1 protein-coding gene and 1 pseudogene are annotated in these 1042 nt (G+C 30.8%); both read right to left on the bottom strand.

Going from position 1 to position 1042, the window contains the following annotated elements:
• Positions 1 to 70 (bottom strand): annotated as a pseudogene (locus tag KHW44_RS10195) (replication protein); the annotation flags it as partial.
• Between the two features lie 84 nt (positions 71 to 154).
• Positions 155 to 766: a class I SAM-dependent methyltransferase gene (locus KHW44_RS10040; RefSeq protein WP_304069022.1), complete on the bottom strand. Its 612-nt coding sequence runs from the start codon at positions 764 to 766 to the stop codon at positions 155 to 157.
• Positions 767 to 1042 lie beyond the last annotated feature (276 nt).

Below are 1042 nucleotides of genomic sequence, written 5' to 3'. Positions count from 1 at the left end.
TTTTTATCCTTTTGTCTGTGAAAAATTCTTCTTTTAATTTTATCCAATAATATCTTTTGTTTGTTGCCATTCTAATCCTCCTTGCAATAAAAAAAGAAGCAGATTTTTTCTCTACTTCTCCTTAAAATTTATTTTTCATTATTCACAAATTTTTTTATAATTTTCTAGCTAAAAATACTAGATGCTCTTCCTCGTCCAGATGGTATTCGCATTTAAATCCTATCTTATTCAATGTTTCTGTGAGATATTCGGGAGAATAAACTTCAAAATCTAGCATATCCGCCCATTTTTTTATATTTTTATGTTCTCTATATGCTCCTTCGTTGCATATTAGAAACTGACCGTCCTTAATTAGTACACGATGAATTTCCCTAAAAGATACTTCTATATTCTTCCAAAAATAAATGGTTTCAAAGGCAGTTACTATATCTATGGATTCATCTTCAAAAGGTAACTTAGCCACGTCTGCTTCAATAATTTTACACCTGCCATCTCTTATAGCTTCGCTATTTACTGAACTTGCTATATCTACACTTGTTTTAGAGTAGTCCATTCCATATACTTTTTTAGCCTTTGTTAAGAAGTATTGAACATTACGTCCACCACCACATCCTAGATCTAAAACTACATCCGAGGTTTTAATATGCAGAAAGGATCTGCCCCATTTCGCCAATTTTTCGTGGCCAACGTTCATTCCTTTCACCATGAAACGACCACCGAAATTATTTTTAGGATTTTTTACATTTTCAAAAAATTTTTTTAACATTTTCATCTCCTGTTGATAACAATTATCAGTGTCATTTTATCATAAATTTTACATTTATTCAATTTTATATCCTATCTACATTGATGTATTCAAGAATTTCGATAATCGAAATTCTTGATTTCCGATTTTCGGAATTCTGGACTTCTGCTTTTCAGAAGTCTTGTTATTTTGGGTATCTAAGGGTGTAACTTTTCGTTACTCCCTTAGATTTCTCTGGTCATATCTTTTTTGCTTGGTTTTACTTTTTCTTTTACTTTCCTTTTGACTTTCTCTTTT

This window comes from Finegoldia magna, from assembly GCF_018371055.1.
GTDB lineage: Bacteria > Bacillota > Clostridia > Tissierellales > Peptoniphilaceae > Finegoldia > Finegoldia magna_I.
The sequence above is the reverse complement of the archived record's forward strand: the minus strand, read 5'-3'. Positions and strand labels throughout refer to the sequence as shown.